General features: G+C 65.3%; 18 protein-coding genes. 9 read left to right on the top strand and 9 right to left on the bottom strand.

Translation table 11 applies throughout. The features are described 5' to 3' along the window. Positions 1-26: 26 nt before the first annotated feature. Positions 27-593, top strand: coding sequence for a TetR/AcrR family transcriptional regulator (locus OG326_RS23105; RefSeq protein ID WP_327139194.1), 567 nt, complete (start codon positions 27-29; stop codon positions 591-593). A 73-nt stretch (positions 594-666) separates the two neighbouring features. Here the strand turns inward: OG326_RS23105 and OG326_RS23100 are convergent, their stop codons facing one another. Beyond that, a complete protein-coding gene (locus OG326_RS23100) occupies positions 667-1,077 on the bottom strand; it encodes a (R)-mandelonitrile lyase (RefSeq protein ID WP_327139193.1) in 411 nt (136 codons plus the stop codon). A 63-nt stretch (positions 1,078-1,140) separates the two neighbouring features. Here OG326_RS23100 and OG326_RS23095 point away from each other — a divergent pair, with 63 nt between their 5' ends. Next, positions 1,141-1,581 (top strand): nitroreductase/quinone reductase family protein, encoded by a 441-nt coding sequence (locus OG326_RS23095; protein WP_327139192.1) that lies wholly within the window; start codon positions 1,141-1,143, stop codon positions 1,579-1,581. On the opposite strand, the gene OG326_RS23090 is transcribed toward OG326_RS23095, so the two are convergent. The 3 genes from OG326_RS23090 to OG326_RS23080 form a co-directional block, all read right to left on the bottom strand. Continuing rightward, positions 1,578-2,414 (bottom strand): helix-turn-helix domain-containing protein, encoded by an 837-nt coding sequence (locus OG326_RS23090; protein WP_327139191.1) that lies wholly within the window; start codon positions 2,412-2,414, stop codon positions 1,578-1,580. The two genes, OG326_RS23095 and OG326_RS23090, sit on opposite strands and share 4 nt — an antisense overlap. 230 nt (positions 2,415-2,644) lie before the next feature. Then, positions 2,645-3,472, bottom strand: coding sequence for an acyl-CoA thioesterase domain-containing protein (locus OG326_RS23085; RefSeq protein WP_327139190.1), 828 nt, complete (start codon positions 3,470-3,472; stop codon positions 2,645-2,647). Between the two features lie 263 nt (positions 3,473-3,735). Continuing rightward, a complete protein-coding gene (locus OG326_RS23080) occupies positions 3,736-3,933 on the bottom strand; it encodes a hypothetical protein (RefSeq protein WP_327139189.1) in 198 nt (65 codons plus the stop codon). Between the two features lie 278 nt (positions 3,934-4,211). On the opposite strand from OG326_RS23080, the gene OG326_RS23075 reads away from it, so the two are divergent. The 5 genes from OG326_RS23075 to OG326_RS23055 all read left to right on the top strand — a co-directional run bounded on the left by OG326_RS23075 (position 4,212) and on the right by OG326_RS23055 (position 10,049). Further along, complete coding sequence (locus tag OG326_RS23075) at positions 4,212-5,597, top strand: FAD-binding oxidoreductase (protein WP_327146559.1); 1,386 nt, start codon at positions 4,212-4,214, stop codon at positions 5,595-5,597. Between the two features lie 57 nt (positions 5,598-5,654). Further along, positions 5,655-6,533, top strand: coding sequence for an ABC transporter ATP-binding protein (locus tag OG326_RS23070; RefSeq protein WP_327139188.1), 879 nt, complete (start codon positions 5,655-5,657; stop codon positions 6,531-6,533). Further along, positions 6,530-7,744 carry an ABC transporter permease gene (locus OG326_RS23065; protein ID WP_327139187.1) on the top strand — a complete coding sequence of 405 codons (1,215 nt, stop codon included), beginning with the start codon at positions 6,530-6,532 and terminating at the stop codon, positions 7,742-7,744. Before OG326_RS23070 ends, OG326_RS23065 begins: the two co-directional genes overlap by 4 nt. A gap of 192 nt (positions 7,745-7,936) precedes the next feature. Further along, positions 7,937-8,773 (top strand): MerR family transcriptional regulator, encoded by an 837-nt coding sequence (locus OG326_RS23060; RefSeq protein ID WP_327139186.1) that lies wholly within the window; start codon positions 7,937-7,939, stop codon positions 8,771-8,773. 247 nt (positions 8,774-9,020) lie between these two features. Beyond that, positions 9,021-10,049, top strand: a complete 1,029-nt coding sequence (locus tag OG326_RS23055) for a fatty acid desaturase family protein (protein WP_327139185.1) — start codon at positions 9,021-9,023, stop codon at positions 10,047-10,049. 14 nt (positions 10,050-10,063) lie between these two features. Here the strand turns inward: OG326_RS23055 and OG326_RS23050 are convergent, their stop codons facing one another. After that, on the bottom strand, positions 10,064-10,519 hold the full coding sequence (locus OG326_RS23050; protein WP_327139184.1) for an SRPBCC family protein: 456 nt from the start codon (positions 10,517-10,519) through the stop codon (positions 10,064-10,066). 229 nt (positions 10,520-10,748) lie between these two features. Between OG326_RS23050 and OG326_RS23045 the strand changes: the two genes are divergently transcribed. After that, positions 10,749-11,408 carry a hypothetical protein gene (locus OG326_RS23045; RefSeq protein ID WP_327139183.1) on the top strand — a complete coding sequence of 220 codons (660 nt, stop codon included), beginning with the start codon at positions 10,749-10,751 and terminating at the stop codon, positions 11,406-11,408. A gap of 29 nt (positions 11,409-11,437) precedes the next feature. On the opposite strand, the gene OG326_RS23040 is transcribed toward OG326_RS23045, so the two are convergent. Both OG326_RS23040 and OG326_RS23035 read right to left on the bottom strand, forming a co-directional pair. Continuing rightward, positions 11,438-11,713 (bottom strand): hypothetical protein, encoded by a 276-nt coding sequence (locus tag OG326_RS23040; protein ID WP_327139182.1) that lies wholly within the window; start codon positions 11,711-11,713, stop codon positions 11,438-11,440. An 89-nt stretch (positions 11,714-11,802) separates the two neighbouring features. Further along, positions 11,803-12,057 (bottom strand): hypothetical protein, encoded by a 255-nt coding sequence (locus OG326_RS23035; RefSeq protein ID WP_327139181.1) that lies wholly within the window; start codon positions 12,055-12,057, stop codon positions 11,803-11,805. A gap of 111 nt (positions 12,058-12,168) precedes the next feature. Between OG326_RS23035 and OG326_RS23030 the strand changes: the two genes are divergently transcribed. After that, positions 12,169-12,903, top strand: a complete 735-nt coding sequence (locus tag OG326_RS23030) for a TetR/AcrR family transcriptional regulator (RefSeq protein WP_327139180.1) — start codon at positions 12,169-12,171, stop codon at positions 12,901-12,903. Positions 12,904-12,907: 4 nt separating this feature from the next. Here OG326_RS23030 and OG326_RS23025 read toward each other — a convergent pair whose 3' ends face one another. Both OG326_RS23025 and OG326_RS23020 read right to left on the bottom strand, forming a co-directional pair. Continuing rightward, positions 12,908-13,897, bottom strand: coding sequence for an AurF N-oxygenase family protein (locus OG326_RS23025; protein ID WP_327139179.1), 990 nt, complete (start codon positions 13,895-13,897; stop codon positions 12,908-12,910). A 135-nt stretch (positions 13,898-14,032) separates the two neighbouring features. After that, positions 14,033-14,416: a hypothetical protein gene (locus OG326_RS23020; RefSeq protein ID WP_327139178.1), complete on the bottom strand. Its 384-nt coding sequence runs from the start codon at positions 14,414-14,416 to the stop codon at positions 14,033-14,035. Positions 14,417-14,454: the final 38 nt, after the last annotated feature.

Here is a 14,454-nt window from a genome sequence, read left to right as displayed (position 1 = left end):
ATTATTATGTGGAATCGAGGTTCCAGATGTCAACCCCTGGTGTGCGTGGCCGGCGCGCGGATGCCGAACGCAATAGGCAGCGGGCACTCGAGGCGGCGACCGCATTACTCGCCGAGCCGGGATCCACGCTCACCGTCGATGCCATCGCCGCGAAAGCAGGCATGGGTGCGGGAACAGTGGTGCGCGCCTTCGGCGGTAAAGACGCACTCCTGGACGCGGCGGTATCCGACCTACTCGAACCGGTGGTCGGACGCGGCAAAGAGCTACTGGCACACAGCAATCCAGATCAGGCGTTACGAACGTTCCTCACCGAGCTGATGACGTTTCAGGCCGCACACCACAGCGTCAGCGCCGGGTTGGCCGGTGTCGAACTACCTACGACCACCGAGTTGCGCGGTGAGTTGGTGCGGATCGTCGGAGCGATGATCGATGGCGCGCAGCGGGCAGGCACAGTCCGTACGGACTTCGCCCTCGGCACGATCACCACGATGATCGGGGAGGCCGCGTTCGCCATCGCCCGGTCGGCAGCCACAAATCCGGGCCTGACCGATACCTTCATCACGGTTCTGATGGACGGCCTCGCGCCCAGGTGAGTCGTCGGGCACGGCCGAACGCGTCAGCGAACTCCCACTGTTCCCGCGTTCGCCGGCCGTATTGTGCTGACAGTCAGTGGGATTCGCCGTTGGTAGTCGGCTGGGCGTCCGCGTACTCCTTATCGGTGACATGCACGCCCCAGGTCACATCGTCGCCCTCCCACAGCGCGAGATGGGTCATGAAGTGTTCCGCGGTCGCACCGTGCCAATGCTCCTCACCGGGCGGCGTCCATACGGTGTCACCGGGTCGCATGACGATCACGCGGCCGTCGCGGGTCGCGACCACCCCGATGCCCTCGGTGACGTGCAGGGTCTGGCCGACAGCGTGGGTGTGCCAGGCGGTGCGGGCGCAGGGGCTGAAGCGCACCGAGTTCAACCGGGTACGGGACGGGTCTTCACCGCGGTAGATGGTGTCGATCCACACGTCGCCGGTGAAGAGCGTGTCCGGCCCCTTGATGGTGGGTACAGGGCTCAGCAATTCCATGATTCTCCTCGAATGATGTGGCAGCTCCGGCATATCCTGCGGCCCGGATCAGTTGGTAGGCGCATGACCGATGTAGCACGCCAGCAGCTTCACCAAGGCATCATCGACGAATTCCGCGCCAACGGCGGACAGGTCGCACAGTTCACCGACCGTAACCTCCTGCTTCTCACCACGATCGGCGCGCGCACCGGCGAACCCCGCACCTGGCCCCTGGCCTACATCCGTCGCGGCGACGACGTGGTCATCTTCGCCGCGAACGGTGGCCGCCCCCACCGCCCCGGCTGGTACTTCAACCTGATCGCCACCCCCACCGCCACCATCGAGGTCGGCACCGAATCCTGGCCAGTCTCAGCAACAGTCGCCACCGCCGAAACCCGCCCCCAAATCTGGCACGACATCGTCGACTCCTCCCCCGCCGTCGCCGACTCCATCACCCAATTCCAATCCCAAGTCCCATGGGAAATCCCCCTCATCACCCTCACCCGATCTGCTGACAGTCACTAGCGACGGGGCCGAAACGCGGACTCTCGTCGAGCCTCCAACGCCTTGGTGACCAGCTTTCGCGCCGCGTCTCCCGTTACCGACTGGTCGGCGAGCATCTCGAAGGCACGCCCGTATGCCACTACTTCACGCGGTTGCGTGATGGTCAGTGCTGCGGTCACGCCTTCGACGACCGCCAGGCGATTGTCGTAGATGATGAAATTCGTTGCGGACACCAGGTATTGGGCCATCAACGGAATGATGCCCAGGAGCACTCGAGGAAGTGACATCGCAGTCAGGAGCCGGTCGAGCTGCCCGAACATGACGTCGTCATCGCCCACCGTCGTATAGAGGGCTTGCTCACCGATGAGGTAGTGGACGCGCCGGTTGCCTCGATACAGATATCGCTGCTGTCGGTCCATCCGTGCCGCGACCGCTTCCTCGGCATCATTCGGAGTTTCATTGAAGTCCGCGACTTGCCGGAATATCGCTTCCGCGTACTCCGGAGTGTGGAGCAGACCGGGTATCAGAGCAGGATCGTAGCCGCGAATGAGCGTAGTGGCCGACTCGATGTCGTAGACCTTCTGCTGCGCCCGGCGGATGCCGGCTCCGAGCGAGCGCCGCCATTCGAGGTATGCCGCATCGATATTACGGAGACTCGCAACGAGATCGGCTGTGTGGGTTTCGGCGTTCGTGAGCGTGCACCAGGTCCGAATGTCGTCCTCGGTCGGTGCCTGCTTGCCGTACTCGATCTTCGAGACCTTGGACGGATGCCAGCCCGCAAGCTCGGCGAGCTGACGTCCGCTCAGGCCACCCGCCTCGACGCGCAGGCGGTGATCGTGCCCGGATTCGACCATTTCGAGGGCGGACAGGTTCCACAGTCATTGCTCAGGCAACTCGACTTGATCATCGTGAGCCCCGAGGAGATCCACACACGACGGCCGACATCGCCGCGGGGGCCGACGCGGATGTCGTGAATCGCCGACCGTGGCCACGTTGAGCGCGCATTACGTGTCGGCAGGACTTCGCCGTCGCTGTGGCGGACCAGCGACTCGAACCGCCACGACACCCAGGGGTGAGATCGAGCTCAGGAGGCCTCGGCGACCGATTCCTTGCCGAGGGATGCCAGATCGACCTGCCGGAGCGGATTGGCGAGAGCACTGACCGTCGCGGTGGCGATCGGACCGTCATGGTCGTAGACGATCGCGGTTCCGGAGGAGATGCCCTCTGCGGCGAATTGACTGTCCACCTCGATCCCCATCCCCATCGGAACGGATTCAGGTAGTCGGGCGAACGTCATTGACAGATCAATGTTGATGTAGCCCACCCCCTCCGTCCCCCAGTGGCACACAAGATTCGCCTGGTCACCGAGAATCGCCGCGGCTACGAAGGCACTCAGTTTCTCGCGGGCGACAAGCTCGCCCACCCGCGGCATCCACGTCCTTTTACGCGATGAGTTCATGTGGTCGCTCAGTTCGGTCGACCAGCCGCCGAACTCGTCACTTGCGTAGAGCTGTTGGTCGTCGGGAAAGTCGTCCGGAGGGACTGGCGGTTTACGAGTGCTGGTCCACATCTCACCCGGTGGTGGCCCCGACTTCCGTAGGAACGCGAGAGTGGCTCGCGCGACGGGCTTGTCCCCTGCCATGAGTTCCGCGCTGGCGGCACACAGTCGCCGCTGGTTGCGAGAGGTGCTGGTGCGCACCGAGAGTGGGACCGCGGGCACGGGGCGGTGTAGTTCGACGAAGAACCGCGCCGGGCTGAAGCCCTCCGGCAGACACTGACGCTCGAGTTCGTGTGCGAGCAGCCCGCACACCGCAGGGCCCAGCAGAGCTTGATCTGACCAGAGGCTGCGGGCGAGTGGTAGCGGCCGGAACTCCTCGCCGGATCGTTCGAAGAACGCAGGAACGGTGATCATCTGTCTCCTTGCGGGACGAGTCTTTCCGGGACAGCGCGATCCTCGGAGTTCCAATCACGCTGGCACGCATGACTATTCGAGCCATGCCGACATAATTGCCGCCGACACCGAGGACGATACTTCACCCCTGCGCGTGCCGCATTTCGGCGCCGATGCCCCTGTCTGCGATACCGGTCACTAGCGGGCCGGAGCCGGTTCAGGCCGGATCACGGTGACGACCGGAGGGCGCCTCCACTGGGCAGATGTCAGACCGAGGTCCAGCGTCAGTTGTTTCTCACGACAGGATCGGGTGCGGCAGAGAGGTTCTCGTCACCGAGCGCCTCCCCGAGCGCTTGCGGGTTCCCCGCCAGCATGAGTCCGATCTTGTGGGAGATGAGCCGGCCGACAGCGTCGAGCCGCTGTCGCACCCCACCGCCGATCCGCTCAACGAGCTGACGCGCGGTAGCTTCAGCGAATGCCATTCAATTCCCCCATATGTCAACATGATTCGTACGTGACGCTCAGATTTTCACACAAAGGAACTGAGTCTGCGTCTGTCTGTGAACGTGCGTCTCGGTCATCGGAGTACGCGACATGTGATGCCAATGTGGATTTCCCTCGACTCAGGCGATGACCGCCAGGCCCCCACCGGATGGGCAGAGCACGATGCTCGCGGAGCACCCCTGGTTGGGGGCGGGGGCGGACGAGGTCGGGGAAGCGGGGTTACCGTGGCCGGGTGACTATCACTTTAGGGGGAACGGTGATCGATCGGCGGGCTTTGAGTGGGTGGAGTCGGACGGCTTCCACTGTGGCGGATGTGCTTTCGCCGGCGGATGTCGATGAGGTGGCGCGGGCGGTGCGGGAGGTGGGGCCTCGGGGGGTTATTGCTCGGGGGCTGGGGCGGAGTTATGGGGATCCGGCGCAGAACGGGGGTGGGCTGGTTGTTGATATGACTGCTCTCAGTCGGATTCACAGTGTGGATCGGGATAGTGGTGTGGTCGATGTGGATGCGGGGGTCAGCCTCGACAAATTGATGCGGGCGGTTTTGCCGCACGGGTTGTGGGTGCCGGTGTTGCCGGGGACTCGGCAGGTGACGGTGGGTGGGGCCATTGCCTGCGATATCCATGGGAAGAACCATCATTCGCAGGGGAGTTTCGGCAACCATGTGGTGTCGATGGAGCTGCTGACCGCGGACGGCTCGGTGCGCAGGCTCGAACCGGAAGGCGCGGGGGCGGAGCTGTTCTGGGCGACCATCGGGGGGATGGGGTTGACGGGGATCGTCGTGCGGGCGCGAGTGCGGATGAAGCACACCGAGACCGCGTATTTCATTGTCGACAATGACCGGACCGAATCACTCGAAGAGACCATGGAACTGCTCACGGGCGGTTCGGACGAGGGTTACGAATACTCGATGTCGGTGCCCGACACCATCAGCACGGGGTCGAAGCTGGGGCGGGCCGGGTTCAGCCGGGGATCGCTCGCCACACTGGAGCAGTTGCCCGTCGAATTGCGCGCCGATCCGCTGAAGTTCGATGCGCCGCAACTGTTCACCGTGCCCGATATCTTCCCGAGCGGGTTGGTCAACAGGTTCACGGCCCGCATTCTCGCCGAGGCCGCCCATCACGCGCTGCCGAAACATGCACGCGGGCGAATCCAGAATCTGACGCAGTTCTATCACCCGCTCGATCTGCTCGGAGAATGGAATCGCGCCTACGGCAAGCGCGGTTTCCTGCAGTACCAGCTGTCGATGCCGTTCGGGGCCGAGGACCAATTGGCCGATGCGGTACGTGCGATAGCGCGCTCGGGGCATCCCTCGTTCCTGAATGTGTTCAAGCGTATGGGCCCGGGCAATCGCGCACCGCTGTCGTGGCCGCATCCAGGATTCATGCTCAGCCTGGACTTTCCGATCGCTCCGGGACTGCACGAGTTCTGCACGGAATTGGATGAGCGGGTGCTGGCGGCCGGGGGCAGGCTGTACTTCGCCAAGGACTCGCGCACCTCACCGGAGATGGTGCGGGCAATGTATCCGCGACTGGAAGAATGGCGGCGCATCCGCGATTCCGTCGACCCGGAGCGGGTTTTCGTCTCCGATATGGATCGACGACTGCACCTGGTCGCCGACGAACCGGGTACCGGGCGCCGCTAGCAGTAGATGAGAACCGGCCGGCTCGAGTCGGCCGCTCGAACCGTATGGGGAGAATTCATGCTGGAAGTCGCGCATTTGGTGCGCCGATTCGGCGACAATGTCGCCGTCGACGATGTGTCCTTCACCGTGCAGCCCGGTGCGCTCACCGGATTCGTGGGCGGCAATGGCGCGGGCAAGACCACCACCATGCGAATGATCATGGGCGTCTTGGCAACCCACGGCGGCACCGTGAACTGGCAGGGCCGGGCGGTGACCGCGGCGGATCGGCGGTCTTTCGGCTATATGCCGGAGGAGCGCGGCCTGTATCCGAAACAGCCTGTGCTCGACCAACTCGTCTATCTGGCCCGCTTGCGCGGACTGGCGGCAGTCGATGCCAAAAAGCATGCGCTGCAATTGCTGGAGCGATTCCAGCTCGGCGACCGCGCGAAAGACAAGCTCGAGTCACTATCGCTGGGCAATCAGCAGCGAGTGCAGATCGCGGCCGCCGTCATCACCCAGCCCGCGGCGCTCATTCTCGATGAGCCGTTCTCCGGCCTGGACCCCGTCGCCGTCGATGCCATGGCCGAACTGCTGGGCGAATATGCCGCGCAAGGCGTCCCGGTGCTGTTCTCCTCGCATCAACTCGATCTTGTCGAGCGCCTGTGCGATCACCTGGTCATTCTCGCGAAGGGTCATGTGGTCGCACAGGGACCGGCCGCGCAGCTGCGCAATTCGGGTCCGGCGCGGTATCGACTGGTCGTCGGCGGTGACAGCGGCTGGCTCGACGATTTCGCCGGAATCCATGTGCTCGAGAACAACAGCGCGGGCGTACTTCTGGAACTCACCGACGCCAGTACCGACGATCTGCTCACCGCCGCGCTCACGCGCGGTTCGGTACGGGAGCTGGCCGAGGTGCGGCCGACAGTGTCGGAGATCTACCGAGAGGTGACGGCATGAGTCCTGCAGCATCCGAATCGGCCGAGCGCACAGCCGAATCCGCCCCCGCCGGAGTATGGCGCATCGTCGCGCAGCGGGAGATCGCGGTCAAACTCCGCGACCGCGGCTTCCTCATCTCCACGATCGTGACGATTGTCGCCATCGTCGCCTCACTGACGATCAGCGGAATCATCAGCGGTCGCACCATGAATGTCGCCGTCGCGATCGTCGGCAGCGATACCGCTCAGATCGTCACCACCGCGAACAGCCTGGCGCACAGTGCCGATAAGAAGATCGATTTCACCACGCACGAGGTGACCGATGCCGCCACCCTCGACCAGCAGGTTCGCGACGGTACCGTCGATGTCGGCCTGCTGCCCGCGGACTCGGGCTGGCAGCTGATCGGCAAGGCGGCGAAGAACGACGACGCCTCGACCTATCTCAGCGCCGCCGTCCAGCAGATCACGCTGCAGCACAATGCCGCTGCCGCGGGCACCTCACTGGAGCAACTCGGCCACGGCAGCGCGGTGAACTACGTTCTGCTCGACAAGGCGACCGTGGATCCCGGGCTCGCGAAACTGGCGGCCATCGTCTTCGCCCTGCTGTTCTACCTGGCGTCGGTGCTGTTCGGCATCGCCATCGCCCAGAGCGTGGTGGAGGAGAAGCAGAATCGCATTGTCGAGATCCTCGCCAGCGCGATTCCCCTGCGGCAGTTGCTGATCGGCAAGGTGGTCGGCAATACCACCATGGCTTTCGGCCAGCTCGCCCTGTTCGTCGGTGCGGGCCTGATCGGCCTGGTCGCCACCGGCAAGGGTGATCAGCTCGCGCCGATCGCCGGAGCCGCCGGCTGGTTCATCGTGTTCTTCGTGGTGAGCTTCCTCGCGCTGGCCAGCCTGTGGGCCGTGGCGGGCGCACTGGCCACCCGCAGCGAGGACCTCCAATCCACCTCTACCCCACTGTCGATGGTGATCATGATCGTGCTGTTCGCCGGGATCTTCCTCTCCGGCCCCGCACGGGTGATCGCGTCCTACATTCCGCTCGTGTCCGTCGTCGCCATGCCCAGCCGCCTCGCCGACGGCACGGCCTCCTGGTGGGAGCCCATTATCGCGCTCCTGCTGACAGCGGCCGCGACCTACGGCACGGTATCCATCGCCGAGAAGCTCTACCGCCGCTCCCTCATGCAGACCCAGGGCCGCCTGACCATTCGCCAGGCCCTGCGCGTGGAGGACTGACCAGGCCAACGCACTTTGACTGCGTGAATCGAGGTTCGAATCCTCGTATCCCAGTGTGGAGAGTGATCCGCGACGGTTCGCGGGACCGCTTGCTAAGCGGATCGAACGCTGCGCGTTTCGGGTCCGACTCCTGCGCTCTCCGCTGTCAAGCGCCGCGGGCGGCGAGACCCTCCCCCAAGGGGAGCATCCAGAATGGACGGCATGCTGTCGTATCTGTCGATCGGTGACTTCTCGCGCGCCACCCACATGACCGTCAAGACGCTGCGCCACTACCACCGGATCGGGTTGCTCGAACCGGCCGGAGTGGACCCGCATACCGCATATCGCCAGTACACCGCCGATCAGATTCCCATCGCGCAGGTGATCCGGCGCTTCCGCGATCTGGATATGCCCCTCGAGCAGATTCACGCCGTGCTGTCCGCACCGGATCTGCTGACCCGCAATGAGCGTATCTCCGCGCACCTGACCCGGCTCGAGGATGAACTCGGCCGCACCCAGCGCGCGGTGTCGTCGCTGCGAAACCTGCTCTCCCCCGGCGCATCTCAGGAGGAACCGCGGATAGAACTGCGCAGCCTGCCCGCGACGCCTGCGGCCGCGATCACCGATATCGTCGATGCCGCGAGCGGGGCGGCCTGGTCGCAGGGGGCACTGGGTGAGTTGACCGCCACCCTCAATGCGCAGCAACTCCATAGCGACGGCCCGCCGGGCGGCATCTTCGGCGACAGCATTTTCACCGAGCACCTCGGCCAGGCCACGATCTTCCTGCCGTGCACCGGCGAGGTGCGCCCGATCGGCCGGGTCGTCGCGCTGGAAATCCCGGCAGTGGAAATGGCCGTCATCGAACATGCCGGATCCCCGGCCGAGGTCGATCGCGCCTACGGGGCGCTCGCCGAATTCGTCTCGCGCCATGCGCTCGCCGTCGACGGTCCGCTGCGCGAGTACTACCTGGTCGGCCAGCGCGATACCGCCGACACCGCGCGCTGGCGCACCGAGGTCGGCTGGCCGGTCTTCCGGACCACCGGGTGCTGACCGGGGCGAAATCGTCACGCAGATGTGTCGCTGCTCCGCACATCCGTTCACCCGATGGTGGCTCCGATGCGACATGCTGGAGTCGAGGCAGGCCGACGGTTCTGTGCCGACTTCGGATATCGCGTGCAGCGGCATACGCTGGCACACCGACTGCTCAATTACAACAGCGACGGCAGGATGTGCAGAGCCCGTGGTGGTAGATATGGCGCAACTTCGGTCTGCGTCGACGGCGGAGACCGGGTTGCCGATGGCGTCCGAATCCGTACCGATGCGCGGCAGTGAATATGCGGTGTTGTTGCGACGAGTACGGCAGGCCGGGCTATTGGATCGGAAGCTGCGGTACTACGGCTGGAAGATCGCCGTCACCGCAGGGGCATTCGCAGGCGGGTGGGCGGCGTTCATCGCGCTCGGCAACTCGTGGTGGCAGCTTGTCACGGCGGTGTTCCTGGCGGCGGTTTTCGCCCAGATCGCCTTCCTCGGCCATGACGCCGGGCACCGGCAGATCTTCGCCACCCGGCGGGCCAACTATCTGTTCGGGGTGATCGCCGGCAATCTCGGCATCGGCCTGAGCATCGGCTGGTGGACCAGCAATCACAACCGGCATCATGCGCATCCCAATACCGAAGGCGCTGATCCGGATGTTTCGGGCGTGCTGGCGCATTCCGGCGAGCGCGCGGCGGCCGGAAAGGGCTTCCGGCGGTTCATCTTCCGCTACCAGGCCTGGCTGTTCTTCCCCATGCTGCTGCTCGAGGGCGGCAGCCTGCACTACTCGAGTGTCCGGGCGGTCGTGAAATGGCCTATCCCGCACCGGGTCTGGGAGGGTGCGCTGCTTGCCGCACACGCGATCGGATACCTGACCACGGTGTTCCTGGTGCTGTCGCCGGGTAAGGCGCTGGTGTTCATCGCCGTGCAGCAGGGTCTGTTCGGCTTGTACATGGGCTGCACGTTCGCGCCCAATCACAAGGGAATGGCCGTGCTCTCCGAGGGCGATGCCACCGACTTCCTGCGCCGTCAGGTGCTCACCTCGCGCAATGTGCGCGGCAGCTGGCTCACCGATACCGCTCTCGGCGGCCTGAACTACCAGATCGAGCACCACCTCTTCCCGTCCATGCCGCGGCCCTGCCTGCTGCGGGTGCAGCCGCTGGTCGAGGAGTTCTGCGCGGAAATCGGACTGCCCTACTGCGAGACCAGCCTGTTCGACTCGTACGCGCAGGCGCTGCGCCACCTCAATACGGTCGGCAAGCAGGCCGCACCCGAACGGGCATCGGTGAGCTGACGGGGCTCGGCCCGTCAGCGGTCGAGCACCTCACCCAGGCGCGACAGGGCGACCTTCCAGGTTCGCTCCATGGCGTTGCGGGCCATCTTCTGCCGGCGGTTCTCGATATCGAATCCGGTTTGGGTCAGCAGCAATCGGGTGCCACGGCCCTGGGGCTCGATCGTCCAATCCACCACCCAGCGCGCCGGATACTCGGCGCGCAGATCGACCCAGGTGATGGTCAATTGCTCAGCGGGCCGGGCCATCAGGACCTCGCAGGCGATCTCATCGGTCGGCTGCGTCGCGTTCCGGCCGCTGGGCACCACGAAGATGAAGTGCGTTCCGATGGCCGGGACGAACCCTATCGACGGCATCAACCACCGCTCGACCAGAGTCGGCTCCGTCAGCGCGTGCCACACCGCATCCGGAGCCTGCGGGAAGAAACTGCCGATCTCGACCGCGGCCGGATTCAATTCCGAATCAGATATCACCGGTGCACCACCTCAACGGATCCGAACATCTCCCCACCTTTCCATGGGGGACCGCCGATAATCCAGCGCAGCGGATGGTGTTTCGTCACAGTGGGATCTCCTGGGCAGCAGTACATCTCACCCGCCGCCGCGGCATCGGACGGAAGTACGGACGGGTCCGTGATTTCGCAGGGCGTGGCGGACGGGCGGTTTGGGCGTTCTGTCGGCGGGCGCCGTTAGTGTGCGAACTATGGTCAAACCGGAGTCGGCGCTGCGCCGCCTGATGCGGGATACGGGAACGCTGCTGCAGCCGTACGGCTTTCACGGGGACGAACCCACCTGGGTTCGGGTCGAGCCGGGTGGCGTGGCGTCCGTGGGCCGCACCCGGACATTCCGCACCTGGACCGGTGGACAGCAGGTACTGCGCTTCGGTTTGAGCCTGAGCGCCACCCCCACCGCCTGGTGGGAATTCTGCCAATGGCGTGCCGAACGCCTCGCACTCCCCGCCGTTCCCCTCGAGCAGGCCACCGGTCCCGGTCTGCTCACCGATGCCGAGCTACCGGACACGATGACCGAGATGTGGTCCCTGCGACTCGATCCCGAGCTGCAGGGCCACGTCCACAAGAGCGATATCGACGCGATCCGCGGCGAGCTGGCCCGCCGCGTGCACGCCTACGCCCGCCGAGCCCTCCGACTGCTCGAACCGGACCGCTACCTCGATGAGCTGCTCGCACAACCCAATCCGCACCTCGGCACCTGGGAGGCAATCGTCGTCCTACTCGCAGACCGCGGCCCCAGCCCCCAACTAGCCGAAGCCCTCGACCAACTCCTCCGCTTCCCGGAACGCGACACATCCGCATACGCCGAAGACGTCAGCGCCTACGCCCACTTCCGAGCCGCCCTGGTGTAACCACCCCCCGACGACTGCTTCCTGGGTCGCTACTGCGCAGGGAAGATCACGGCGTCCGGGGCGATCAGGCCCACCAGTGCGCCGACCACCTGGCGCAGCGTGGTCTCGCTGACAACACCGATGCGTTCCTGCAGCCAGGGTCGGTACATCGGCGTAATCCGGTAGATGACCGCGGACAAGCCGGGCAGCGGATCGAGGTCGGAGAACGGAACGGCCAGTCCCGGCATGCGTGGGGCGAGCTCCACCGGCACCGCGAGGACGGTGGGCAGGATCGCGTTCGCGGCGGTACGGGACAGAATGAGCACGCGGTCACTACCGAGGGCAGACGGTTTCTCACGTCCGGCGATGGTGGGCAGGTAATGCCAGACCTCCCCGTGTGCGGGGGTTGCGGCGGTTACCACTGGGCGCCGGCGGCGCGGATTGCCTCGGCCATTGCTGCCCGCTCGGCCTCGATCTCGGCGAAGTGCTCAGCGGTGTCGCGGCCCTGGGCGCGTTCATAGTCGGCGGCGATACGCGCCGCGGCGGTAAGCAGCTTGTCCCGCAACGCTTCTTCGGCGAACGCCGAGAAAGTGATGCCGAGCGCCGCGGCGAGCTCGCGGGACTGTGCGAGCACGGCACCATCCACGCTCAGCGACGTATTAGCTTTCATAATACGAATCATAACAATGATCGAGATATGCGCGGGCACGCCGGCTGCTGTGCGACGTCGCGCTGCGACCGGTGTTCCGGGGTGGTTCGTCGGCGGCCTAGACTCGGCGGCGTGTCCAGTGCCGAGCCAGTCGCCGCCGCGGTCGGGGGACGGCAGGCGCGCTGGCAGCCGCACAATGATGAGCGGCGGGAGCGGATCATTGCCGCGGCCATTGCCCTGCTGGACGCGAGTGTGCCCGGCGCCGAGGTGCCGATGCAGCAGATCGCCGAACATGCCGGACTCGCGAAATCCGTGGTTTATCGGCAGTTTTCAGGGCGCGAAGACCTGGATCGGCAGGTGCGCAGCGCCATCTGTGCCGAGTTCGCGGCCACCGTGGATGCGGCGCTGGATGTCAATGACGGGTCGATCAGCACGATTCTGTCGCGGGCGGTCGGCGCGGTGGTCGACTGGATCGCCGAGCATCCGCGCCGCGACGAATTTGTCCGCCGGGGACCGGGAGTCGGCGATCCAGACGATCTGTCGGCCATGGTGGGGCTGCAGGCGGAGATCGCTGGGAGGGCACGGAGGTTGGTGTCGGGGCTGGCCGGGGTGGTCGGCGTGGTCGATGAGCCAGCGGTCGACACCATGACTTTCGCGATTGTGTCGATGACCGAGACGACGGTGAATCGGTGGACACGGGACCCGAATCCGGCGTTGACCCGTGCGGAATTGGTTGCGGCGGTATCGGGTTACGCGTGGAGCGTGCTGGATGGGGTTGCTCGGGGGCACGGGCTGACGCTTGATCCGGAGCGTCCGCTACTCACGGTGTTGAGCGAACTCGCGGCGAGTTCGCTCCCACCGGAATGATCCGCTACGCCGCGCGCCGATCCGGTTCGCTGCGGTAGCGCGAGGCGACGCCGTCGATATGCAGCATCGACCATAGTCGCCGCGATACCGGATTCATCATGCCGAGATCACGGGCGAGCGCGCGCATATCGCCGAAGTAGCCGGACAGGATGCGGCGCGAATGCGGGCCCTGCCAGAAGGCTTCGCGCATCACCTCTTCCGGGATGTCGAACTGCTGCGCGAACGACCGTGGCGGGGCCATGATCTCGCTCGCGAGCCAGCGCATGGCCAGCGGGAACGCCACCGAGGACACCGCGCGCCCGGCCTTACCCATCCGCGACAGATGCGCCTCGAGGAATTCCCCGGCGAAGGAGATGTGCCGAGCCTCCTCGGCGACGTGAATCTCCATGGTGCGCAGCACCGCCGGCGGCACATTGCCGCCCTGCCGGATCAGCGCCTTCTGATAGTGGTCGATCGGCTCCTCACCACCGAGAATGCCGATGAACAGAATGACGTGCGCATAGCCGCCCGCGACACCGATGAACGGCGAGAGCATCTTGAACAGCGGCCGCATGCCGGGCACATCCACGCCGATCCGATTGACCAGCTCCTGGAACATCTGGATGTGATTGCACTCCTCGGTCATCTCGTGGAGGCAGTAGCGGAACTCCGGAGAACCGTTGGGCAGCTTCATGATGTACTGCATCATTCCGCGAATGAGGACGCTCTCGAAGGCCGCGCCGACCTTGATGACATTGGCGATCCGCCAGCGGCCGATCTCGATCTGCCGGTCCAGCGGCAGACCGCGGTACCACTCGGTGGCGCCCAGCGGATCGTATTCGGGGGCGAGCACCCAGCGCGGATCGTGCGGATCCAACTGGAAATCCGGTGCATCCCAATCGATATCGAGATACGGATCGAACCTGCGATGGACAGATCCGTCGGACAGGGTGGCCAGCGCCGCGCGATAGTCGGCGTCGAAGAACTCGGTGCGAACCGAATCGGACAGCGTCATCGATGTCTCCTCGTGCAGTGGGGCGGCGCAGGACCGCCACCCTTTCCGAGGATATATGGGACTCACGGTCCCACACAATAGTTTCGGCCCGTCAGCGCCGGACCGGGATCGGACCGTCCCCGATCAGCGACGTATTCACCGGGGAACGCTCTTGACCGCGGCCAATAATCCGGCACCGGCATAGATGGCATACGCTGCCCCGAGCATGGCATCGGAGGCGTCGCGCCACTGCGCGCGCACCGGCGCCGGAACGTCCTCGAGGGTGAACTGCTCGTAGTCGATACCCGCGCCGAGCGCCTTGCGGCGCAGGGTGATGTCGGCGGCGATGCGGTGCAGAGCTCCTCGTTCCGGCGGACTCCACACACCGCCGAATCGGCGCGTCTGCAATTCGGCGGTAATGGCGGCCAAATGCTGATAGCAGCCGACCTGCCGGCGCAGCGCCGACGGATCGAGCGCATCGCCCTCGCCGGCCTCGGCCGCCGTGACGACGCGCCGATGATTAATGTTTTGCACGGACATTGCTGGTGATCCTTCTCATCACATGCAACCGAAAGCCA

The sequence above is a fragment of the Nocardia sp. NBC_01327 genome (assembly GCF_035958815.1).
Taxonomy (GTDB): Bacteria; Actinomycetota; Actinomycetes; order Mycobacteriales; family Mycobacteriaceae; genus Nocardia.
Note: the sequence above shows the minus strand (reverse complement) of the source record. Positions and strands in the feature narration are given on the sequence as shown.